The sequence below is a fragment of the Herbaspirillum sp. FG34 genome, from assembly GCF_057809315.1.
In genome coordinates this window covers 1-21,327 of the sequence record NZ_JBMDJS010000020.1, presented here as the reverse complement: position 1 = coordinate 21,327, position 21,327 = coordinate 1, and the positions used below count along the sequence as shown (strand labels likewise).

Sequence of the window (21,327 nt, the reverse complement as noted above, 5' to 3'; positions counted from 1 at the left end):
CGTGAGCTTGCCGCGTTGCCTGCATCTGCTTTCCCCCTGCGCGGCCTGTGGGCCTGGTTATGGTGTGCTGGTTCCCTGCGGCACGTCCAGCTGCTGGCGATACCACTCGTGGAAGTGCTGCATGCCGTCTTCCATGGGCGACTGGTAGGGACCGACTTCGCTGGTGCCGCGATCCATCAGTATACGACGACCGGCATCCATGCGCTGGGCGATCTCGTCATCCTCGACGCAGGTCTCCATGTAGGCGGCGCGCTCGGCTTGCACCAGTTCGCGTTCGAAGAGGGCGATCTCTTCCGGATAGTAGAACTCCACCACATTGGTGGTCTTCTGCGGACCGGTCGGCCAGAGCGTGGACACCACCAGCACGTGCGGATACCACTCCACCATGATGTTGGGGTAGAGCGTCAACCAGATGGCGCCGTACTTGGGCGGCTTGCCGTTGGAGAACTGCAGCAGCTTTTCCTGCCACTTGGCGTAGGTGGGCGAGCCGGACTTGATCAGGCCGTGGTTCACGCCCACGGTCTGGACGCTGTAGTCGCGGCCGAATTCCCACTTCAGATCGGAGCAGCTCACGAAGTTGCCCAGGCCAGGATGGAAGGGCTCGACGTGGTAATCCTCCAGATAGACCTCAATGAAGGTCTTCCAGTTGTAGTCGCACTCGTGCACTTCGGTGTGGTCGTACAGATAGCCCGAGAAATCCAGATCGCGCGTCACACCCAGGTGTTTGAGCTTGTCGGCGATGTTGACGCCGTTGTTCTCGAACAGCAGCCCGTTCCAGCTTTGCAGCGCAGTCTTGGACAGGTTCATGCACGGCGTCTCGCCGAAATGCGGCGCGCCGATCAGTTCGCCCTTCAGATCGTAGGTCCAGCGATGCAGGGGACAGACGATGTTGGCAGCATGGCCGCGACCATCGAGCATCTTGGCCTGGCGGTGACGGCACACGTTGGACAGCAGTTCAATACCCTGCGCATTGCGCACCAGCATGCGGCCTTCGTTTTCCCACGGCAGCGTGGCATAGTCACCCGCTTCGGGCACCATCAGCTCATGGCCGACGTAACGAGGTCCTTGCTGGAAGAGTTGTTTCAGTTCCCGCTGATGGAGCGGTTCGTCGAAGTAGACGTGGACTGGAAGTTGCGCGTTTGAACGCGCCAATTTGGCAAAAGTAGCAAGATCGGACATTTCCGCCCCCAAATTAATTTGCACCAACCTAAGGAAGAAAATCCGCAAAAACCTGTGTTCAAATAATATGAAGAGGAAATTTTGGACAGAACCGTGGATTATGCCATAAAACCCCCATAAGGGGCCGGGTTTTGTGGCCAAAATGCCAGTAAATTGGCCGAATTTACAAGCTCGGCTCGAAATGCACCGACATTTCCACGCCCTTCATTGACTTGGGGATCGCCGGTTTGTTCTAAAATACCCGGCTGAATTTTTGAATGGGTCGATATGCCTAGAACCTCTGCTGCTGCATCCTCTGCTGCTGCCTCTGCGGCGGCCGGGGCCCTGCCTGTCTCCTTCGAGGACGCGATGATGGAGCTGGAACAGCTCGTGGCCCGCATGGAAGCCGGCGAGCTGCCGCTGGAAGCCTCGGTGGCCGCCTACAAGCGCGGTTCCGAACTGGTCAAGTTCTGTGCCGGTCAGCTCGAGAAGGTGGACAGCCAGGTCAAGCTGCTCGAGGGCGACATGCTCAAGCCCTTCAACGCAGCGGACGCTTCCGCCGGGGACGATTGATGAATGCACAGATGCCGGCCGCCAGCGCGCAGGCCCCGCTAGCTTTTGCCGACTGGACTGGTCAGGTGCAGGGTGGCATGGAAGACGTGCTGGACCGCTTCCTGGCGCCGACCTCGGTAGTGCCGGCGCGCCTGCATGAAGCCATGCGCTACACTGCCATGGAGGGCGGCAAGCGGGTGCGCCCGCTGCTGGTCTACGCGGCCGGAGACATCTTCGCCACGCCGCGCGTGCTGCTGGACCGGGCTGCGGCTGCAGTCGAGATGATCCACGTCTATTCGCTGGTGCATGACGACATGCCCTGCATGGATGACGATGCCCTGCGCCGCGGCAAGCCTACCGTGCACGTGCAGTACGACGAAGCGACTGCGCTGCTGGTCGGTGATGCCCTGCAGGCACAGGCTTTCGAGACCCTGTCGGCGCCGCTGGAGGCCGAACTCGGCCAGCACGATCCCGGTCTTTCGGCGCGCCAGCTGCGCATGGTCAACCTGCTGGCCCAGGCGGCCGGTTCGGTGGGCATGTGCGGCGGCCAGGCGATTGACCTGGCCAGCGTCGGCATGACCCTGTCGCTGGCCGAACTGGAACAGATGCACCGCCTCAAGACCGGTGCCCTGCTGCGCGCAGCCGTGTTGCTGGGCGCGCTGGGCGGCAAGGCCCTGACGGCCGACGAGAGCGCCGCGCTGGACGAGTATGCGCGCGCCATCGGCCTGGCTTTTCAGGTGGTTGATGACATCCTTGATGCCACCGCCGACTCGGCCACGCTGGGCAAGACGGCTGGCAAGGATGCGGCCGACAACAAGCCGACCTATGTCTCGATCCTGGGCCTGGCCGAATCGCAGGCGCTGGCCGAGAAACTGCGCGGCAACGCGCATGCGGCGCTGCTGCCCTTTGGCGAGAAGGCGCGCCGCCTGCGCGAGCTGGCCGACCTGATCGTGCAGAGAAAGACTTGAGCGACCCGATCACCGACACAACCCAGGCATGAAGACGGACCGCGCGGCATATGCCAGGCGCGGGCTTCAGATCCCAACACGGTAAGAACAGATGCTCCTCACTACCATCAACGACCCGGCCGACCTGCGCCGTCTGTCCCGCCCTCAATTGAAGCCGCTGGCCGAAGAGCTGCGCGGTTTCCTGCTGGACTCGGTCTCCAAGACCGGCGGCCACTTGTCTTCGAACCTGGGCACGGTCGAGCTGACCATCGCGCTGCATTACGTCTTCAACACCCCTGAAGACCGCATCGTCTGGGACGTGGGCCATCAGACTTATCCGCACAAGATCCTCACCGGCCGTCGTGACCGCATGGATACGCTGCGCCAGCAGGAGGGCATCTCGGGCTTCCCGCGCCGTATCGAAAGCCAATACGACACCTTCGGCACGGCGCATTCCTCGACCTCCATCTCGGCCGCGCTGGGCATGGCGCTGGCGGCCAGGACGCAGGGTTCGGACCGCCATGCGATTGCCGTCATCGGCGACGGCGCCATGACCGCCGGCATGGCTTTCGAAGCGCTCAACAATGCGGGCGTGCATGAGGATATCAACCTGCTGGTGATCCTCAACGACAATGACATGTCGATCTCGCCGCCGGTGGGCGCGCTCAATCGCTACCTGGCGCGCCTGATGTCGGGCAAGTTCTACGCAAAGGCGCGCGACGTGGGCAAGTCGGTGCTGCCCGGCCCGGTGCTGGAGCTGGCCAAGCGTCTGGAAGAACACGCCAAGGGCATGGTGGTTCCGGCCACCATGTTCGAGGAATTCGGCTTCAACTACATCGGCCCCATCGATGGCCATGATCTCGATTCGCTCATCCCCACGCTGCAGAACCTGAAGCAGCTCAAGGGACCGCAGTTCCTGCACGTGGTCACCAAGAAGGGACAAGGCTACAAGCTGGCCGAGGCCGATCCGGTGCTCTATCACGGTCCCGGCAAATTCAATCCCAGCGAAGGCATCAAGCCCAGCGCGGGCGGCAAGCTGACCTATACCCAGGTCTTCGGTCAATGGCTGTGCGACATGGCCGCCGCCGATGAAAAACTGGTCGGCATCACCCCGGCCATGCGCGAGGGCTCGGGCATGGTGGGCTTTGAGAAGACCTTCCCGAAACGTTATTACGACGTCGGCATCGCCGAACAGCACGCCGTCACCTTCGCCGCCGGCATGGCCTGCGAGGGCATGAAGCCGGTGGTGGCGATCTACTCGACCTTCCTGCAACGCGCCTACGACCAGTTGATCCATGACGTGGCCCTGCAGAACCTGGACGTGACCTTCGCCCTGGACCGCGCCGGTCTGGTCGGTGCCGATGGTGCTACCCACGCCGGCAACTATGACCTGGCCTTCCTGCGCTGCATTCCCAACATGGTGGTGATGGCCGCTTCCGACGAGAACGAGTGCCGCAAGATGCTCTCTACGGCCTATCAGTATCCCGGCCCGGCCGCAGTGCGTTATCCGCGCGGTGCAGGCGTGGGTGCGGCAGTGGAGAAGACCTTGGAGACCCTGCCGCTGGGCCGTGGCGAAATTCGCCGCCAGGGCCAGGATGTCGCCATCCTGGCTTTCGGCAGCCTGCTGGCACCCGCCCTGAGCGCGGGCGACAAGCTCAATGCCACGGTGGCCAACATGCGCTTCATCAAGCCGCTGGACGTGGAGCTGGTCAAACAACTGGCCGCCTCCCACGATGCGCTGGTCACGGTGGAAGAGGGCTGCATCATGGGCGGCGCCGGTGCGGCTGTCTCCGAAGCACTGGCCGCAGCCGGCATCAACAAGCCGGTGCTGCACCTGGGCCTGCCGGACCGCTTCATCGATCACGGTGATGCCGCACAACTGCTGGCGCAATGCGGGCTGGATGCCGATGGCATTGCCCAGTCCATCGTGCAGCGTTTCGGCAAGGACCAGACCCGGCTGGTCGTCAACAACGGCTGACGCTTCTTTCCCCGCCAGCCGCATCCCTCGGCAGCCGAGGGATGCGGCGCATTTTCTCATCGGTTGAACATCCTGTAGCCGCACCGGTCAAAGACCTCGTTCATTCAAATAATTTCCTTGTGGAAATATTTTTCATGAAGGGGTGACCGGCGGCTGTGCGCGCTCGCTCCTGAAATCTTCCTGCAAGAATTCAAATGAGGAGAGGCCCATGAGATGGGTGTTGACGATAGTCGGCGGTATAGCGGGCATCGTGCTGGCCTTGGCTGGTGATTGGTCCATCGGCCCCACGATGATCCTGGTAGCGGGGCTGGGTTTCTGGCTCGGCAACGTGCTGTTTGCACCCGTCGAGGAAGAGGCGCCGCCGGCCGCCTTCACCGGGACGGCACCGACGGCCTCGCTGGCCGCACGCGTGAGACAGCTGGAAGACCGGGTGAACATGCTCAGTGAAGAGGTGGAGCGGCTACGCCGGGAATCCCCTCATTACCTGCCACAACCTGAACCGCCCATCGCGGCGGATCTCCCTGAAGACGTCCGGCCCCGTCGTGCCGACAGCAAGCCTGTCGCTCTCACTGCGTCCTCCGTGTCCGAATCGCTTGCACCAGCGCCTGACCCGGCCATCGTCCCGTCCCTTGCGCAGCCCGAGCATCCACCTGCGGTCCAGGCGAGCACGACTGCCCAGCGCAAAGCTGAGGTGCCGCCTGCCATGCCTGCCGCACCTGACCTGCTGGAGCGTGCTTTCCATGCAGCGCGGGACTGGCTGCTGGGCGGCAATACAGTGGTCCGCGTGGGGATCATCGTGCTGTTCTTCGGCGTCGCCTTCCTGCTCAAGTACGCTGCCAGCAACAGCCTGCTGCCCATCGAATTGCGTCTGGCCGGGACCGCCCTGGGCGCAGCCGTTCTGCTGGGGCTGGGCTGGCGCCTGCGTGAGCGTCGCACCGTGTACGGACTCCTGCTGCAAGGCGGCGGGGTAGGGGTGCTGTATCTCACGGTCTTTGCGGCCGTCAAACTGTATGCGCTCATTGCACCGGGCATGGCCTTGCCCCTGATGGTGGTGATCTGCGCCCTGAGCGCCTTTCTGGCGATCCGGCAGGATGCGGCTGCCCTGGCCTTCATGGGCAGCGCGGGCGGCTTTCTGGCGCCGGTGCTGGTCAGCAGCGGCGGCGGCAGCCATGTCGCACTGTTCAGCTATTACGCCTTGCTCAACGCCGGCATCTTTGCCATCGCCTGGTTCAAGGCCTGGCGCGCGCTCAACCTGCTGGGATTTTCCTTCACCTTCGTGATCGGTTCGATCTGGGGCGCGACCGCCTATGCTCCGGAGCATTTCGCCAGCACCGAAGCCTTCCTGGTGCTGTTCCTGCTCATGTATGTCGGGATATCTCTCCTGTATGCCCTGCGCCGCGAGTGCGTCGTACAGCATTATGTGGATGGGACGCTGGTGTTCGGTACGCCCATTGCCGCCACGGCGCTGCAGGCGGCAATGGTCAAGTCCATGCCTTTCGGCCTGGCCTGGAGCGCCGTGGCCTTGTCGGCTTTCTATCTGCTGGTCGCAGCGGGACTGATGCGCTGGCGGCAGCGGCTGGGCTTGCTGTTCGATGCCATGCTCGCGCTCGGTGCCATCTTTGCCACCCTGGCGCTACCCTTCGCATTCTCCGGGCAGACCACCGGTGCCGCCTGGGCGATCGAGGGAGCCGCCCTGGTCTGGATGTCGGTGCGCCAGCGCCGGCTGCTGGCACTGCTGTCCGGCTTGCTGATGCAGGGTGCGGCGGCAGTGGCCTTCCTGGCTTCCTGGGGCGAGCCGGTCGGCATCTCGGCGCTGCCCGTGGCCAATGCCGGCTTCCTGTCCATGCTGATGATCGCGCTGGCGGGGCTCTTCATCGGATGGTGGTTGCAGGTGCGCAGCGATGCGGGGCGCTGGCACGTCTGGCTGCCCGAAGCGGGACTGGCCGCTGCGCTCTGGGGCCTGTGCTGGTGGGCGGCTGCCGGAGTGCGGGAGATCCAGTCCCACGCCGCCCCGCTGGCCTACCCCGAGGCGGTGTCCTTCATCCTGCCGGCGCTGGTGCTGTGGGCCGTTCTCACGGCCTGGCTGGCACATGCTGCACGTTGCCTGCTGGCCTGGCCGCTGGCCCGATGCGTCGAGCAGGCGTTGGCACCGCTGCTGGCGCTGCTGACACTGGGCCTGTTCCTCACATCTGCGGCGCCGCTGACCGCTTGGGGATGGTTGGCCTGGCCGCTGGCCGTGGTGTCGACCTACGCCATCCTGTGGCGCCTGGAGAAGGGGCAAGAGCGCGAAGAGACGTCACGCTGGTCGCCCCATGCCCCGCAGCACCTGCTCAGTTTCTGGATGTTGTGTGCCTTGCTGGCCTTCGAGGGCTACTGGCGCCTGCGCCAATTCGTCCCCGAAGGCGCGTGGAGCTGGAGCGCCTGGGCCTATGGACTGGGACTGTGCCTGCTGGCGGTGGCTACCCTGGGTTCCCGACTGCGCTGGCCGGTGGCCGCGCATGTCTGGCCTTACCAGGCCTGGGGCGCAGCACCACTGGCGCTGCTGTTGTGGGTCTGGAGCGTCGGCAGTGCCGCCAGCGAGGGCGACGCCGCACCACTGTTCTGGCTGCCCCTGCTCAACCCCCTGGACGTAGCGCAATTACTGGCCTTTGTCGCAGTGGCCGCATGGATAGGGCGTTTGCGCCAACTGAAGGTGAGTGAACCGCCGGTGGAAATGAATTATCTGGCATTCGCCACGGTGTTCCTGTGGTTCAACGCGCTGCTACTGCGGACTTTGCATCACTATTTCGATGTTGAATATGAAGTGGGTGCCGTACTGGCGTCCTTCCGCTGGCAACAGGTCTTCATGCTGGGCTGGGCTGCCTTCGCCTGTGCCGCGCTGTGGTTCGTCCGTGGTGAGCGACTGCACAAGCTTTGCGTGCTGGCCTGCCTGCCGCTGATGCTGGTGCTGTGGCTGTGGACGATCAATGTCAACCTTACTCAAGCGGGGGGCCACTGGATGCGCCTGCCCTTGTTCAATCCGCTCGATGCGATCCTGCTGGCGATCTACGCCCTGATTGCTTTCTGGTTCTCGCGTCTGGGCAGCCTGGCTGACCTGCTTGCGCCTTATCGCACCGTGTTGCTGGCGGCGATGGGGGCGACGCTCTTCCTCTGGCTCAATGCCATGCTGCTGCGCACCCTGCATCACTGGACCGGGCTGCCCTACACGCTGGCCGACATTTCGCATTCCACGCTGGCCCAGGCGGCGCTGACGGTGTTCTGGGCCTTGTGCGCGCTCACCATGCAGGTCATTGCCACGCGCGGCGGCATGCGCATGCTGTGGTTCGCCGGTGGCGCTCTGCTGGGGGGGACGGTGATCAAGCTGTTCCTGTTCGACCTCTCGCGCATCCAGGGCCTGGAACGGATTGTGGCCTTCATCGGGGTCGGGGTGCTGCTGTTGCTGGTGGGGTATTTCTCGCCCTTGCCACCCAGGCAGGCTACGCCAGAGGAGGTCAAGCCATGAAGCGGATGATGATGGGTTTCTGCGCCAGCCTGGTGGCGTTGGTGGCGCAGGCCGGTGAGGCGCCGCCGCCGGTCGTGACGCAATGGTATGGGCTCACCGTGAGCGGTACCGGTCCGTATTACCGCATGCGCTTGCCGCCGGAGATTTATGCGGCCAGCCAGCGCCGCGACCTGGGTGATGTACGCATCCTCAACGGGGCCGGAGAGCAGGTACCGTTCTCGCTGGAGGCGGCCAGCGTTCCCGCCCCGATCCAGCGCGCGGTGCTGGCGCCGGTGAACTGGTTTGCCGTGCCCACGGCGGCCAGGACGGCTGGCCAGGGCCGGCTGGGGGTCTTGCTGGGGGCCGATGGTAGCTTGCGCGCCGAGCTTGGTGCGCCCGCCGCGCCGCGCGCCTCTGACGATACCGTCCTGGTCGATCTGGGCCGGGAGGCAGCCGTCAGCGCCTTGCGTATTCATCTGCGTGGGGCGCAATATCAGGGCCGCGTCCGGGTGGAAAGCAGCGCGGACCTGACGCAGTGGCACGCCGTGGGGGAAGCCGAGCTGCTCAACGCCTCCGCGAACGGCAAGCAGTTGCGCCAGGAGCGCGTGGCGCTGGAAGGATTGCGACAACGCTACCTGCGGCTGAGCTGGCCCGATGGCATGCCCGAAATCGCCGAGATCGCATCCGAGACCCTGCTGGCGGAGCCAGTCGCCGGGAGCGGCGCCACCCCCTTGCGCTGGCAGGCCGCAGCGCAGGTCCGAGCCGGCAGCCAGGCGGGAGAATATGTGTTCGCCAGCGGCGGCGTCTATCCGGTAGAAAGCCTGCGCATCGATTTGCCGCAGCCCAATACCATCGCCAAGGTCAGCTTGCAGAGCCGTGATGATGCCAAGGCAGCCTGGCGCGGCATCGCCACGGGAACCGTGTTCCGCTTGCAAGGAAAGTCAGGAGAGGAGCGCTCGGCACCGTTGCAATTCGAGGCCACGTCCGCGCGTGACTGGCGCATCTTGGTGGACATGCGCAACGGCGGCCTCGGCAGTGGCTTGCCTCAGGTGAGCCTGGGCTGGCGCCCGGCGCAGCTGACCTTCGTAGCACGCGGATCAGCGCCGTTCAGGATCGGCGCGGGCAATGCCGCGCTCACGGCGGTGGCGCAGCCGACCGGGGAATTGCTGATGGGCACGCATCCCGAGACGGGCATCGCCACGCTGGGTGCACGGCTGCCGATGACGCAGGAAAAGGAGCCGCGCATTGCGGCCAGTACCCGCCACATCGTGCTCTGGATGACCTTGATCCTCGCCGTCGCCACCCTGGGCGGGATCGCCTGGCGTCTGGCGCGCAGCAAACCGACCGACGCGTCGCAGTAGCCTTCGTCCTCGCCTCGCAGCGGGAGTGCGCTCAGCGCTCCCGCCCCTTCTCCCACAACACGTCCTGCCCGCCCGCTTCGCGATTGAGTACGCGCGCCAGTACGAAGCACAGGTCGGAGAGGCGATTCAGATACTGCCGTGCCGGAGCATTCACCCCCGCCTCCGATTTTTCCAGCATCACCACGCTGCGCTCGGCGCGGCGGCACACGGTGCGGCATACATGTGCCAGCGCCGCCGTGCGTGATCCGCCCGGCAGGATGAATTCCTTCAGCGGGGGCAGGGTGGCGTTGTATTTCTCCAGCAGCGCATCCAACCGCGCCAGGTGCGCATCGGCCAGCACCGTATAACCGGGAATGCAGAGCTCTCCGCCCAGGTCGAACAGGTCGTGCTGGATCGAGACCAGTTCCTCCCGCAGCGTAGCCGGCAGCGTCTCGCACAGCAGCAGGCCCAGCTGCGAATTCAATTCATCCACATCACCCAGTGCCTGGATGCGCAGGCTGTCCTTGCCCACGCGACTGCCATCGCCCAGGCCGGTGCTGCCATCGTCGCCCGTGCGGGTGGCGATCTTGGAAAGTCGGTTGCCCATCATGCTCCTTGTTGATTCGCCGGGCAGCTTAAGCGCAAGCAAGGGCCAAGGCAAGTATTTCCCACACCTTGCGAGGCGCGCCGCGCCTGCTGGAAAAATTGCGTAAACAATTCACTTGATTTGTCTGACTGCGCGGCTTGGGCGCCGACATTTGCGCAAATTCGCGCCCGCAAGAGAGTAAAATTCACCGATTGGATCAGTGGTCAGTCCACTGGAGCGGCGAGCGATGCCGCTTCACCGGCCCCTGCATCCTTCCCGCACAAGACCATAACAAGAACCGAGACACCAGACCCCTGAGAGAACCTGCATGAATCACCTAGTTGACGCCCGGAAACTGAAACGCCCCGTGCCCCAGGCCCTGCTCGACGAGCTCAAGGCCCTCTTCGGCGAGCGCTGCTCCACCACCCTGGCCATGCGCGAGCACCACGGCCGCGATGAATCCTCTTACGATCCCATGCTGCCCGATGCCGTGGTCTTCGCCCACAGCACCGAGGAAGTCGCCGCCTTCGTCAAGCTCTGCAGCCAGTACGACACTCCCATCATCCCCTACGGTGCCGGCACCTCGCTGGAGGGCCACGTGCTGGCCCTGCAGGGCGGCGTGACGGTGGACCTGTCGCAGATGAACCAGGTCCTGGCCGTCAATGCCGAAGACCTGACCGCCACCGTCCAGGCCGGTGTCACCCGCAAGCAGTTGAACCAGGAGATCAAGGATACGGGCCTGTTCTTCCCCATCGACCCCGGTGCCGATGCCTCGCTGGGCGGCATGGCTTCCACCCGCGCATCGGGCACCAATGCCGTGCGCTACGGCACGATGAAGGAAAACACCCTGACCCTGACGGTGGTGACCGCCCAGGGCGAGATCATCAAGACCGGTACCCGCGCCAAGAAGTCCTCGGCCGGCTACGACCTGACCCGCATCTATGTCGGCAGCGAAGGCACGCTGGGCATCATCACCGAAGTGACCGTGCGTCTGTATCCCCAGCCCGAGGCCATTTCGGCGGCGATCTGTTCCTTCCCCAGCGTGGCCGACGCCGTCAACACCGTCATCCAGACCATCCAGATGGGCGTGCCCCTGGCGCGCGTGGAGCTGCTCGATGAAAACGGCGTACGCGCCATCAATGCCCACGACAAGCTGAGCCTGCCGGTCAATCCGCTGCTGCTGTTTGAATTCCATGGCAGCGACAATGGTGTCAAGGAACAGGCCGAACTGGTCCAGGACATCGCCCGCGAATTTCATGCCCTCGGCTTCGAATGGGCGACCCGTCCCGAAGACCGCACGCGCCTGTGGACCGCCCGTCACAACGCCTACTTCGCGCTGCTGCAATTGCGTCCGGGGGCGCGCGCGATTTCTACCGACTGCTGCGTACCAATCTCGCGCCTGGCCGAATGCGTGCTGGCCACCAAGGCCGATTGCGAAGAGCAGGGCCTGATCCACGCCATCATCGGCCATGTCGGCGATGGCAATTTCCACGTGCAGATGATGGTGGATCCGAATGACCCCGCCGACATCGCCCGCGCCGAAGGCGTCAACGCCCGCATGGTGGCGCGTGCCCTCGACATGGATGGCACCTGCACCGGAGAACACGGCGTGGGCCTGCACAAGATGGACTTCCTGATCCAGGAGCATGGCGACGGCGCCATTGCCGTCATGCGCGCCATCAAGCATGCGCTCGATCCGAAGAACATCATGAACCCCGGCAAGATCCTGCGCTGGGAGCAGTGAGGTCGATGTGTCAGCCAGGCCAGGGAAGAAAAACCTGGTTTCATGCTCTTGGCCTTTTAGTTTTTCGGTAACGCAATGTTAGTTTTCATCAGTTTTGCTTGAACCGCTGCAGGAATCCACCATCCATGGCTACCCGCCTCCCCCCCGTCCATGCCCTGTCCGCCTTCGAGGCTGCAGCCCGCCACAACTCCTTCGCGATTGCCGCCGAGGAGTTGTGCATTACCCCCTCGGCGCTGTCGCACCGGATCCGTCTGCTGGAAGAATTCGTCGGCGAGCGCCTGTTCTATCGCGATGGACGCTCCATCGGGCTGTCCGAATTCGGTCGGCGCTATCTGGACGTGGTCCGCAGCGCCTTGCGTACGCTGACCGATTTCCCGATGCCCCATCGCAATGCCGCCGTGCAGCCCAAGATCAAGGTGATGCTGCCGCCCACCTTCGCGCGCCACCTGCTCATGCCGCGCATTGCCGACTTCACCCAGCGTCATCCGGAGATCGTGGTCGAGCTTTACCTGTCGGTGCCGCTGTATGACCTGTCGCTGTCGGAGAGTGACGTCGAGATCCGTTTCGGGGCCGGCAACTATCCCAACATCATCACCGAGAAGCTGTTCGAAGAACCGGCCTTTGCCGTGGCCAGCCCCGGCTACCTGAAGACCCTGCCGCCGATGAAGTCGCCCGCCGACTTGCAGCATGCGACCCTGCTGCGTTCGGCACTGGAACCCTGGCAGCCCTGGTTCGAGGCGGCCGGTCTGAAAGACTGGGTGGAACCCTCGGCGGGGTTGCGCGTGGATGACCTGGGCCTGTTGCTGGAAGCCGTGCGCCATGGCTACGGCATCGGCCTCACGCGCCAGCATTTCGCCGAAGAACTGCTGGCCCGGGGCGAGATCGTGGAACTGTTCGACGTGCGCCTGCGCACCCCGCCGCATGCTTATTACGTGGTCTACGAACGCGCCGTGCGCGAGCGGCCCGAGGTCGATACCTTCATCAGCTGGATGCAGAACGCCTTCCGCAACATCTGACTCGCCTTTGCATCACCCCTCTGCTCCGGCCGCCCTGAAAATAATTCACGGCGGCCGGAAATTCTTTTCAGTGGGCCGTCAGACAACAGGGGACCGTGCAGAGCGGCAAAATTCGTTACACTTGTCGGACTGAAAAAGCCCGCCCCATGCGGGTCGACAACAAACGAGACAGCGTGAGCCGCAGCACCGGATGCAAGAAGAGGGACATCCAGCGCCGCACGCCTGCCTAGCTTACCGCCGAGGTCCAGCATGAATGCTCCCGCCCAACCGTCCTTCGCGCCGGCCCGCCAGCGCGAAGTCGTCGATGCGCTACGCCGGGTCGTCCCCGCGCACTGCGTGCTGTTCGACGAGGAAGATACCCGCCCCTACGAATGCGACGGCCTGGCCGCCTATCGCCAGCTGCCCATGGTGGTGGTGCTGCCCGAGAACGAGGCGCAGGTCGTCGCCATCATGAAGACCTGCCACCAACTGCAGGTGCAGATCGTGCCGCGTGGTGCCGGCACCGGCCTCTCTGGTGGGGCCATGCCCATTGCCGATGGCGTGGTGGTCTCCACTGCCAAATTCAACCAGATCCTCAAGATGGACAAGTACTCGCGCACCGCCGTGGTCCAGCCCGGTGTGCGCAACCTGGCCATCTCCGAAGCGGCCGCCCCGCATGGCCTGTATTACGCCCCGGACCCGTCCTCGCAGATCGCCTGTTCCATCGGCGGCAACGTGGCGGAGAATTCGGGCGGCGTGCACTGCCTGAAATACGGCCTGACGGTGCATAACGTGCTGCGCGTACGCATGGTCACCATCGAGGGCGACGTGGTGGAACTGGGCAGCGGCGCCTTGGATGCCCCGGGCCTGGACCTGCTGGCCGTCTTCATCGGTTCCGAAGGCATGCTGGGTGTGGTCACCGAAGTGACCGTCAAGCTGGTGCCCAAGCCCCAGGCCGCGCGCGTGATCATGGCTTCCTTCGACGATGTGGTCAAAGGCGGCAATGCGGTGGCCAACGTGATCGCCGCCGGCATCATCCCCGCCGGTCTGGAGATGATGGACAAGACCAGCTCGCGCATGGTCGAGCCGTTCGTGAAAGCCGGCTATGACATCGATGCCGAAGCCATCCTGCTGTGCGAATCCGACGGCACCGTGGAAGAAGTGGAAGAAGAAATCGGCCGCATGACCGACGTGCTCAACGCCAGCGGCGCGACGGCGATTGCCTGTTCGCAGTCGGAAGCCGAGCGCCTGCGCTTCTGGTCCGGCCGCAAGAATGCCTTCCCGGCGGCGGGCCGCATCTCGCCCGACTACTACTGCATGGATGGCACCATCCCGCGCAAGAAGCTGGCGCAGGTGTTGCTGGGCATCGCCGAGATGGGAAAGAAATACGGTCTGCGCTGCGCCAACGTCTTCCATGCGGGCGATGGCAACCTGCATCCGCTGATCCTCTTCGATGCCAACATCGCCGACGAATTCCACCGTGCCGAACTGTTCGGCGCCGAGATCCTGGAGTTGTGCGTGGAAGTGGGCGGCACCATCACCGGCGAACATGGCGTGGGCATCGAGAAGATCAACTCCATGTGCGTACAGTTTTCTCCCGCCGAGCGCGAGGCCTTCTTCAAGTTGAAGCGTGCCTTCGACCCGGCCTTCCTGCTCAATCCGGATAAAGCCATTCCCACCCTGCATCGCTGTGCCGAGTACGGCAAGATGCACGTGCAGCGCGGCCAGCTGCGCTTCCCCGATCTGCCGAGATTCTGACCATGCAAGCACAACAAGACATGGAGGCCGTGCTGGCCTCCTTCCGCGAACGCATCCTCTCCGGTCGCCCTCTGCAGATCCGTGGTGGCGGCACCAAGGACTGGTACGGACAAGAGCCCACCGGTGACGTGCTCGACACGCGCGCCTACCGCGGCATCATCGACTACGAGCCGACCGAGCTGGTCATCACCGCCCGCTGCGGGACATCGCTGGCCGAGATCGATGCCGCCCTGGCCGAGCACAATCAGATGCTGGCCTGGGAGCCGCCGCGCTTCGGCGGTGAGGCCACCCTCGGCGGCATGGTGGCTGCGGGTCTGTCCGGTCCCTCGCGCGCCAGTGCCGGCGCCGTGCGTGATTTCGTGCTGGGCGCCGTGCTGATGGATGCGCAGGGCGAGCAACTGCACTTTGGCGGACAGGTCATGAAGAACGTCGCCGGTTACGACATCTCGCGCCTGCTGGCCGGTTCGCTGGGCACGCTGGGCCTGATCCTGCAGGTCTCGCTGAAAGTATTGCCGCGACCGATTGCCAGCAGCACCCGCGTCTTCGAGATCAACCAGGAGGGCGCGCTGCGCCTGCTGAACCAGAGCGCAGGACAACCGCTGCCGCTGGTGGCCAGCGCCTGGGTCAACAATGTGCTCACCATCCGGTTGTCGGGCGCACAGGCCGCCGTGGATTCAGCAATCAAAAAGATGGGTGGCACCGAATTAAGCAATCCGGAAGATTACTGGACCGACCTGCGCGAGCAGACGCATCCCTTCTTCGCCGACCTGCAAGCCCCGCTGTGGCGTCTGTCCGTGCCGTCGGTGGCCCCGCCTATCGACCTGCCGGGCCGCCAGCTGATCGAGTGGGGCGGGGCACAGCGCTGGCTGCGTCCGGAATCCAATGCGGATGCCGTCGCCATCCGTGCCGCCGCACTGGCCGTCGGTGGTCACGCCAGCCTGCATCGCGGCGGTGACAAGGGCATCGGTGTCTTCCATCCCTTGCAGCCCGCGGTGGAAATGATTCATCGCCGTCTCAAGCAGCAATTCGACCCGCAGGGCATCTTCAATCCCGGCCGCCTGTACGCCAGCCTGTAAGCGCCTCTTTTCCAAGCGATCATCATGCAGACCAACTTGGCTGATTTCATCCGCAACACCCAGGCCGGCGAGGAAGCCGACAGCATCCTGCGTTCCTGCGTGCATTGCGGTTTCTGTACCGCCACTTGTCCCACCTATCAATTGCTGGGTGATGAACTGGACGGGCCACGCGGCCGCATCTATCTCATCAAGCAGGTGCTCGAAGGCAAGCCCGCCACGGCCGCCACGCAATCGCACCTGGACCGTTGCCTGACCTGCCGCAACTGCGAATCGACTTGCCCGTCCGGGGTGCAGTACGGACGACTGGTCGACATCGGCCGCAAGGTGGTGGAAGATCAGGTGCAGCGTCCCTTCGGCGAGCGCGTCTTGCGCACCGCCCTGAAGGAACTGGTGCCGCGCAAGTGGATCTTCCGTCCGGCCATGAAGGCGGGGCAGATGGTGCGCCCGCTGCTGCCCAAGCTGCTGCAGAACAAGGTGCCGCTGCCGCAGGAGGCCGGAACCTGGCCCACGCGCACCCATGCGCGCCAGATGCTGCTGCTTGAAGGTTGCGTGCAGCCGTCGATGGCCCCCAACATCAACAGCGCCACTGCGCGCGTGCTCGATGCGCTCGGCGTGCAATTGTTCGCGCCGCCCAAGGCCGGCTGCTGCGGTGCCATCCGTTATCACCTCAATGATCAGGATGGCGGCCTGGACGACATGCGCCGCAATATCGACGCCTGGTGGCCCTACATCGAAGGCCGCGATGGTATCCGTGCCGATACCATCGTCATGAATGCCTCGGGCTGCGGTGCCACCGTCAAGGAATACGGCCACCTGCTGCAACACGATCCGGACTATGCCGAGAAGGCGCGCCGCATCTCCCACATGACGCGCGACATCAGCGAGATCCTGCCCGAGTTCGAACAGCAGCTGCAGCACAAGCTCAGGGATTTCAACGGCAAGCGCGTGGCCTATCATCCGCCCTGTACCCTGCAGCATGGCCAGAAGATCCGCGGCAAGGTCGAAGGCATCCTGCGCGCGGCCGGCGTGGATGTACAACTTTGTGCCGACAGCCATCTCTGCTGCGGTTCGGCGGGGACTTATTCGGTATTGCAACCGGAGCTGTCCTATCGTCTGCGCGACAACAAGATCAGCAAGCTGCAGGCCACCGATCCGGACATGATCGTCACCGGCAACATCGGTTGCGTCACGCACCTGCAATCCGGTACCGAGACCCCGGTGCGACACTGGATCGAATTGCTGGACGCCGCCCTGCAAGCACCTTCCTGACGATGCGCTGACACTCGTCCGGTCCGCGTGAAGTTTCCCGCAACACAACACCAGCCCCGCTTTGCGGGGTTTTTTTGTGCCTGTTTGTGGGCTTTTTGATCACCCCCGAGGCATTTTGACCCTATTTATTCGATGCGGCTTGACGGCAAGGGGCATAAGTCAATAAGCTTCGTCCTTTTTTCCGCACGGCGGGAAAAAACGGTCAGAGTTTCTCATCAGAAACTGACGATTTCTGACCATCCAAAAGCATGGCGCCCCTGTCACCGCACCGGCCGGCGCCGCCCGCAAGCCATACATCATCGTCCTCTCACCGGTACCTGGTGCCGGTGGCGAGCGAGGGCAGGAGAACACATGAACAAACGCATTCCACAAGCCGCCTACATTTTTGCAGCCATGCTGCTGGGCATCCTGGTCGGCTATCTGATTTTCAACCACTACGGCAAGGATGAGGCCAAGGAGTTGGCCGGCTACGTCTCGATTGCCTCGGACCTGTTCCTGCGCCTCATCAAGATGGTCATTGCACCGCTGGTGTTCTCGACCCTGGTGGTGGGCATCGCCCATATGGGGGATGCCAAGTCGGTGGGCCGCATCTTCGGCAAGTCGCTGGCCTGGTTCTTCATCGCCTCGCTGGTCTCGCTGGCGCTGGGCATGATCATGGCCAACCTGCTGCAACCGGGTGCCGGCGTGGCGCTGCCTTCGCCGGATGCTGCCGGTGCGGGCTTGGCCACCGGCAAGTTCACGGTCAAGGAATTCTTCAACCACCTGGTACCCAAGTCGATTGTGGAAGCCATGGCGCAGAACGAAATCCTGCAGGTGGTGGTGTTCTCGATGTTCTTCGGCATCGCCCTGGCGGCCCTGGGGGAGCGTGGCAAGCACCTGCTGGCCGTCATCGACGACCTCTCGCACACCATGCTCAAGATCACGGTCTACGTCATGAAGTTCGCACCCGTGGCCGTGTTTGCCGCCATGGCGGCAACGGTTGCCGTCAATGGTCTCGACATCCTGGTCAGTTTCGCGGTCTTCATGCGTGACTTCTATTTCTCGCTGGTGCTGCTGTGGTTGCTGCTCATTGCGGTGGGCTTCGTGTTCCTGAAGAAGCGCATCTTCCATCTGCTGGCCCTGATCAAGGAAGCCTTCCTGCTGGCCTTTGCCACCGCCAGCTCGGAAGCGGCCTATCCCAAGCTGCTGGATGCGCTGGATCGCTTCGGTGTCAAGCGCAAGATTTCCAGCTTTGTCATGCCGATGGGGTATTCCTTCAACCTCGATGGTTCGATGATCTACTGCACCTTCGCCACGCTCTTCATCGCCCAGGCCTATGGCATCCACATGCCCATCTCCACCCAGATCACCATGATGCTGGTGCTCATGCTGACCTCCAAGGGCATTGCCGGCGTGCCGCGCGCTTCGCTGGTGGTGATTGCCGCGACCCTGCACCAGTTCAACATTCCGGAAGCGGGCCTCTTGGTGATCCTGGGCATCGATACCTTCCTCGACATGGGCCGTTCGGCCACCAACGCAGTGGGCAACTCGATCGCTTCGGCCGTGGTCGCCAAGTGGGAAGGCGGGCTGCTGAGCGAAGAAGAAGCAGCGCGCGCCGAAGTCGAGATCGAACAGGAAGCCGAAGCCACGCTGCATACGGAAGCCTGATTCGGTAGTTAGTTCAAGAATTGAACAATGCCGCCCGGTGATGAGCCGGGCGGCATTTTTCATGGGAGCCAGGAAAGTGATTCAGGCCGGCAGCGCTTCGGATTGCTTGACCGCAATCCATTCCTGCAAGGTGATCTCGATGGTGATGAAAGAGAGATTGGCACCGCGCACGAAGCGACCGGCAAAGATGCGCCCCTCCGTATCGGCCACCACGCCTTGCAGCGGATGCGCGCTGGCAGGTCCATCGGCAAATCCGATTTCGCCGAACACATTGAGGATTTCCACCCCCGGCCCGTTGATCTCCATCTCGCGCAGACCGGTCGGCGTGGCGTATTGCAGATGGGCATCGATGAGGCTGCCGATGGCGCCCCGCACGATGGCCTTGTCCATGCCGTGCTGGCGGCACAGCGCTTCCACGCTTTCGGTGAGGTCCTGGTTGGGTTTGAGGCGGGCCATCACCAGCTTGCCGAGCTGGCCCTGTTCTACGTGGATGTTGTCGTCAAGGGAGTCGCTGTCATGGGCGGGGTGCGTCATCATCATTCCATGGGTGTCGGATGCAATAGACTGAAGTGCGTCTCTTCATCGCTGTTGACGACGAAGGCGCTGCGGGAGAACAGGCACAGGCGCAGGATGAGCGGATCGTCGCCCACCTCCACCGTGTCGAGCAGCAGATGGCCGCCATGCAGCGTGCCATCGCCATCGATGAAACCTGAGTGGCAATGCAGTAAAACTTTTCCGTCGGCGTTCTGGCCGATGGTGATGGCACCGGTCACGAAGCTGATGACGCCTTCCAATACATGCGGTGGTCCATAGTCATAAGGCCGGCTGGGGTCGCCGGTCTGTTCGATGCGGTGGTAATGCAGGCGTCGCGCGGTCCCGCCGCACAGTCGCCCGACGCCGCCGCGCTGGCCATAGCGTGCCAGCACGCGGCGCAAGGCCGGGCCGACCGGGGTGCCGGGTTGCAGGGTGATACGAAGTTCCTCGGCGGGGTCGGCCTCCAGGTCCAGCGTGCGCGGATAGCTCGGCTGGCCTGCATGAAGGAATTTGCGCACCGCCAGGAAACCGGCGCTGGCCGTGGTCTCGCCAGGTTTTCTGGAGAGTTTCATAGACGGTAGTCGCCCTGCTCTTCCAGCAGCGCCTTGATCTGTTTCTTGACGATCTTGCCGTAGCCCGACTTGGGCATGCTGTCCCAGTAGACGAAACGGCGTGGCCACTTGTACTTGCCGATGCGCGTCTCCAGATGCGCCAGCAAGGCTTCGCCATCGACCTGCTGTCCTGCCTTGCAGACGATCACCGCCAGCCCGCTTTCGCCCCACTTGGGATCGGGCACGCCCAGCACGGCCACTTCGGAGACCGCCGGATGCGTCAGCAGGGCTTCCTCGATCTCGCGCGGATAGACGTTGGAGCCGCCCGAGATGTACATGTCCGATGAACGTCCGGTGATGTAGAGGAAGCCATCCCGGTCCACATGCCCGAGGTCGCCGGTATGGAACCAGTCATGCTTGAAGGCCTTGGCATTGGCCTCGGGATTGTTGTGATAGCCCATGAAGACGGCCGGTCCGCGCACGCAGATTTCGCCGGTCTCGAAGGGGGCCAGTTCCTGACCGTCGTCATTGAGGATGGCGATCTGCATGCCGGTGCGCGGCATGCCGCAGGTCCCTACGCGCGCCTGCGGATGGGCGTCATCCTCGAAGTGCAGGTAAGGCGGCAGGAAGGTGATGTTGCCGGTCACTTCGCCCAGGCCGTAATACTGCACCAGCACCTTGCCCAGCTTCTTCAATGCGTGGACCTGGTCGGCGCGATACATGGGCGCACCGGCATAGATGACGTGTTTCAGCGAGCTGTGGTCGTAGCGGTCGACGGACTCATCCTCGACCAGGATCTTGACGATGGTGGGCACCGTGAAGAGATTGTCCACCTTGTATTTCTCCACCAGCTGCCAGGCTTCCTCGACCACCAGCCGTTCGGACGAGAGCAGGATGCTGGCCGCACCGCGCGCGGTATTGACCACGGCATGCACGCCTGCGCCGTGCGACAGCGGTGCCACTACCAGCGAGCGCGATTGATGCGTGAGGCCCGGCATCAGGTCGGCCAGGTGATTGGTGACCACGAAGGCCATCTGGCCATGCGAGAGCATCCCCGCCTTGGGATGACCCGTGGTGCCGGAGGTGTAGAAGAACCACAGCGGATCGTCGTAATCGACTTCGGCCTCGGGGAAGGACTCGCCGCTGCCATCGGCCACCAGCGCTTCGTAATCGAGTTCGCCCGGCCGTGCGTCGGCCAGGGCCACCACGTGTTCGAGTGCCGGCGAGGCGGATTTCACCGCGTCGACATACTGCGCGAAACCACGGTCATACAGCATCACGCAGGCGCCGCTGGACTGGCCCAGATAAGCGGCCTCGGGCGGCGTGATGCGGAAATTGGTCGGCACCCAGACCACGCCCATCTTGAAGGCGGCCCAGGCACTCTCGAAGATCTGCTGGTTGTTGCGTGAGTGGACCAGCATCTTGTCGCCCTTCTTGACGCCACGACGGGTGAGGGCGTGCGCCAGCGCATCGACGCGGGCATTGATCTCGCGCCAGCAGATCAGGCGGTCACTGCCATCGGCGGCGCCTTGTGCCAGGATCAGTCCCGGCTCTTCCGGAAAGCGGCGCGCCACATCCGAGAGCAGGCGGCCCAGGTTCATCACTTTGCTTAACATCGTCTCACTCGTCCCGATTTTTCTAAAGGAAATTGGCGTGCTGTCTTGTTCTCGTTTTTTTGCACATTACTTCATGCGGCGCGCCGCCAGCTCAC

16 protein-coding genes are annotated in these 21,327 nt (G+C 63.6%); 11 read left to right on the top strand and 5 right to left on the bottom strand.

All coding sequences use genetic code 11. The features are described 5' to 3' along the window. Positions 1-57: 57 nt before the first annotated feature. The gene (locus ACODSZ_RS20100; RefSeq protein WP_034350972.1) at positions 58-1,179 is read right to left on the bottom strand and encodes an aromatic ring-hydroxylating oxygenase subunit alpha; all 1,122 of its coding nucleotides are present in this window, start codon (positions 1,177-1,179) and stop codon (positions 58-60) included. A gap of 267 nt (positions 1,180-1,446) precedes the next feature. Between ACODSZ_RS20100 and ACODSZ_RS20095 the strand changes: the two genes are divergently transcribed. The 5 genes from ACODSZ_RS20095 (at position 1,447) to ACODSZ_RS20075 (ending at position 9,477) form a co-directional block, all read left to right on the top strand. Continuing rightward, positions 1,447-1,731, top strand: coding sequence for an exodeoxyribonuclease VII small subunit (locus ACODSZ_RS20095; protein ID WP_175344691.1), 285 nt, complete (start codon positions 1,447-1,449; stop codon positions 1,729-1,731). Beyond that, entirely contained in the window at positions 1,731-2,678 is a 948-nt protein-coding gene (locus ACODSZ_RS20090; protein ID WP_034350971.1) for a polyprenyl synthetase family protein, read from the top strand. The genes ACODSZ_RS20095 and ACODSZ_RS20090 overlap by 1 nt, the downstream gene beginning before the upstream one ends. A gap of 91 nt (positions 2,679-2,769) precedes the next feature. Continuing rightward, positions 2,770-4,635 (top strand): 1-deoxy-D-xylulose-5-phosphate synthase, encoded by a 1,866-nt coding sequence (gene dxs / locus ACODSZ_RS20085; RefSeq protein ID WP_175344690.1) that lies wholly within the window; start codon positions 2,770-2,772, stop codon positions 4,633-4,635. Between the two features lie 208 nt (positions 4,636-4,843). Beyond that, positions 4,844-8,137: a DUF2339 domain-containing protein gene (locus ACODSZ_RS20080; protein ID WP_488928406.1), complete on the top strand. Its 3,294-nt coding sequence runs from the start codon at positions 4,844-4,846 to the stop codon at positions 8,135-8,137. Beyond that, positions 8,134-9,477: a DUF3999 domain-containing protein gene (locus ACODSZ_RS20075; RefSeq protein WP_488928405.1), complete on the top strand. Its 1,344-nt coding sequence runs from the start codon at positions 8,134-8,136 to the stop codon at positions 9,475-9,477. The genes ACODSZ_RS20080 and ACODSZ_RS20075 overlap by 4 nt, the downstream gene beginning before the upstream one ends. A gap of 31 nt (positions 9,478-9,508) precedes the next feature. Here ACODSZ_RS20075 and ACODSZ_RS20070 read toward each other — a convergent pair whose 3' ends face one another. Continuing rightward, positions 9,509-10,063 (bottom strand): cob(I)yrinic acid a,c-diamide adenosyltransferase, encoded by a 555-nt coding sequence (locus tag ACODSZ_RS20070; protein ID WP_175344687.1) that lies wholly within the window; start codon positions 10,061-10,063, stop codon positions 9,509-9,511. A gap of 307 nt (positions 10,064-10,370) precedes the next feature. Here ACODSZ_RS20070 and ACODSZ_RS20065 point away from each other — a divergent pair, with 307 nt between their 5' ends. The 6 genes from ACODSZ_RS20065 (at position 10,371) to ACODSZ_RS20040 (ending at position 18,531) form a co-directional block, all read left to right on the top strand. Further along, the gene (locus ACODSZ_RS20065; RefSeq protein WP_175344686.1) at positions 10,371-11,786 is read left to right on the top strand and encodes an FAD-binding oxidoreductase; all 1,416 of its coding nucleotides are present in this window, start codon (positions 10,371-10,373) and stop codon (positions 11,784-11,786) included. Positions 11,787-11,911: 125 nt separating this feature from the next. Beyond that, positions 11,912-12,802, top strand: a complete 891-nt coding sequence (locus tag ACODSZ_RS20060; RefSeq protein WP_175344685.1) for a LysR substrate-binding domain-containing protein — start codon at positions 11,912-11,914, stop codon at positions 12,800-12,802. A gap of 249 nt (positions 12,803-13,051) precedes the next feature. After that, a complete protein-coding gene (locus tag ACODSZ_RS20055) occupies positions 13,052-14,539 on the top strand; it encodes an FAD-linked oxidase C-terminal domain-containing protein (RefSeq protein WP_488928404.1) in 1,488 nt (495 codons plus the stop codon). Between the two features lie 2 nt (positions 14,540-14,541). Then, positions 14,542-15,615, top strand: coding sequence for a glycolate oxidase subunit GlcE (gene glcE / locus ACODSZ_RS20050; protein ID WP_299530428.1), 1,074 nt, complete (start codon positions 14,542-14,544; stop codon positions 15,613-15,615). Between the two features lie 24 nt (positions 15,616-15,639). Further along, on the top strand, positions 15,640-16,884 hold the full coding sequence (gene glcF, locus ACODSZ_RS20045) for a glycolate oxidase subunit GlcF (RefSeq protein WP_175344683.1): 1,245 nt from the start codon (positions 15,640-15,642) through the stop codon (positions 16,882-16,884). A gap of 351 nt (positions 16,885-17,235) precedes the next feature. Continuing rightward, positions 17,236-18,531 (top strand): dicarboxylate/amino acid:cation symporter, encoded by a 1,296-nt coding sequence (locus tag ACODSZ_RS20040; RefSeq protein WP_008331851.1) that lies wholly within the window; start codon positions 17,236-17,238, stop codon positions 18,529-18,531. 81 nt (positions 18,532-18,612) lie between these two features. On the opposite strand, the gene ACODSZ_RS20035 is transcribed toward ACODSZ_RS20040, so the two are convergent. Genes ACODSZ_RS20035 through ACODSZ_RS20025 form a run of 3 tightly spaced genes read right to left on the bottom strand, consistent with a single transcriptional unit; the run spans position 18,613 to position 21,250 of the window. Continuing rightward, entirely contained in the window at positions 18,613-19,065 is a 453-nt protein-coding gene (locus ACODSZ_RS20035) for a PPC domain-containing DNA-binding protein (RefSeq protein WP_488928403.1), read from the bottom strand. 2 nt (positions 19,066-19,067) lie between these two features. Next, positions 19,068-19,637 (bottom strand): PPC domain-containing DNA-binding protein, encoded by a 570-nt coding sequence (locus tag ACODSZ_RS20030; RefSeq protein WP_488928402.1) that lies wholly within the window; start codon positions 19,635-19,637, stop codon positions 19,068-19,070. Beyond that, positions 19,634-21,250 carry an acyl-CoA synthetase gene (locus ACODSZ_RS20025; RefSeq protein WP_299530510.1) on the bottom strand — a complete coding sequence of 539 codons (1,617 nt, stop codon included), beginning with the start codon at positions 21,248-21,250 and terminating at the stop codon, positions 19,634-19,636. Before ACODSZ_RS20025 ends, ACODSZ_RS20030 begins: the two co-directional genes overlap by 4 nt. Positions 21,251-21,327 lie beyond the last annotated feature (77 nt).

What these genes read in the sequence shown, in the direction of transcription:
- ACODSZ_RS20100 (WP_034350972.1), bottom strand. Translation starts at nt 1,179, where the DNA reads ATGTCCGATCTTGCTACTTTTGCCAAATTGGCGCGTTCAAACGCGCAA.
- ACODSZ_RS20095 (WP_175344691.1), top strand. Translation starts at nt 1,447, where the DNA reads ATGCCTAGAACCTCTGCTGCTGCATCCTCTGCTGCTGCCTCTGCGGCG.
- ACODSZ_RS20090 (WP_034350971.1), top strand. Translation starts at nt 1,731, where the DNA reads ATGAATGCACAGATGCCGGCCGCCAGCGCGCAGGCCCCGCTAGCTTTT.
- dxs (WP_175344690.1), top strand. Translation starts at nt 2,770, where the DNA reads ATGCTCCTCACTACCATCAACGACCCGGCCGACCTGCGCCGTCTGTCC.
- ACODSZ_RS20080 (WP_488928406.1), top strand. Translation starts at nt 4,844, where the DNA reads ATGAGATGGGTGTTGACGATAGTCGGCGGTATAGCGGGCATCGTGCTG.
- ACODSZ_RS20075 (WP_488928405.1), top strand. Translation starts at nt 8,134, where the DNA reads ATGAAGCGGATGATGATGGGTTTCTGCGCCAGCCTGGTGGCGTTGGTG.
- ACODSZ_RS20070 (WP_175344687.1), bottom strand. Translation starts at nt 10,063, where the DNA reads ATGGGCAACCGACTTTCCAAGATCGCCACCCGCACGGGCGACGATGGC.
- ACODSZ_RS20065 (WP_175344686.1), top strand. Translation starts at nt 10,371, where the DNA reads ATGAATCACCTAGTTGACGCCCGGAAACTGAAACGCCCCGTGCCCCAG.
- ACODSZ_RS20060 (WP_175344685.1), top strand. Translation starts at nt 11,912, where the DNA reads ATGGCTACCCGCCTCCCCCCCGTCCATGCCCTGTCCGCCTTCGAGGCT.
- ACODSZ_RS20055 (WP_488928404.1), top strand. Translation starts at nt 13,052, where the DNA reads ATGAATGCTCCCGCCCAACCGTCCTTCGCGCCGGCCCGCCAGCGCGAA.
- glcE (WP_299530428.1), top strand. Translation starts at nt 14,542, where the DNA reads ATGCAAGCACAACAAGACATGGAGGCCGTGCTGGCCTCCTTCCGCGAA.
- glcF (WP_175344683.1), top strand. Translation starts at nt 15,640, where the DNA reads ATGCAGACCAACTTGGCTGATTTCATCCGCAACACCCAGGCCGGCGAG.
- ACODSZ_RS20040 (WP_008331851.1), top strand. Translation starts at nt 17,236, where the DNA reads ATGAACAAACGCATTCCACAAGCCGCCTACATTTTTGCAGCCATGCTG.
- ACODSZ_RS20035 (WP_488928403.1), bottom strand. Translation starts at nt 19,065, where the DNA reads ATGACGCACCCCGCCCATGACAGCGACTCCCTTGACGACAACATCCAC.
- ACODSZ_RS20030 (WP_488928402.1), bottom strand. Translation starts at nt 19,637, where the DNA reads ATGAAACTCTCCAGAAAACCTGGCGAGACCACGGCCAGCGCCGGTTTC.